This window comes from Pseudomonas agronomica, assembly GCF_025917275.1.
Taxonomy (GTDB): Bacteria; Pseudomonadota; Gammaproteobacteria; order Pseudomonadales; family Pseudomonadaceae; genus Aquipseudomonas; species Aquipseudomonas agronomica.
Genome location: NZ_JAOSHO010001139.1, coordinates 1 through 264 on the forward strand (window position 1 = coordinate 1; position 264 = coordinate 264).

Genomic DNA, 264 nt, shown 5'->3' on the forward strand with positions numbered 1-264 from the left:
AGCACGCCCCCCTGTTATCGAAGCTATCAGTCGCTAATCAGGCTCAACAATCGCTCGCGAGCCACTTCCAGTTCGCCGGGAACGGGCTGGGCGGCCGAGACAATCGGGGTGGAATAAAGGAACAGCAGCATCACTGCCAGACGCATCGCCATGGTGTCGATCCTTAGCGCAAAGGAGTCAATTAACTAGCGTCAAATTTAAACACATGGCCATGTGATATCACAACGGGGATTTTTCGCCCCAACGCATGAAGCCTGCGATCTT

1 protein-coding gene is annotated in these 264 nt (G+C 53.8%); it reads right to left on the reverse strand.

All coding sequences use genetic code 11. The annotated features are described in order from the left end of the window. Positions 1-26: 26 nt before the first annotated feature. Positions 27-152: a hypothetical protein gene (locus tag OC610_RS29275; RefSeq protein WP_264433351.1), complete on the reverse strand. Its 126-nt coding sequence runs from the start codon at positions 150-152 to the stop codon at positions 27-29. Positions 153-264: the final 112 nt, after the last annotated feature.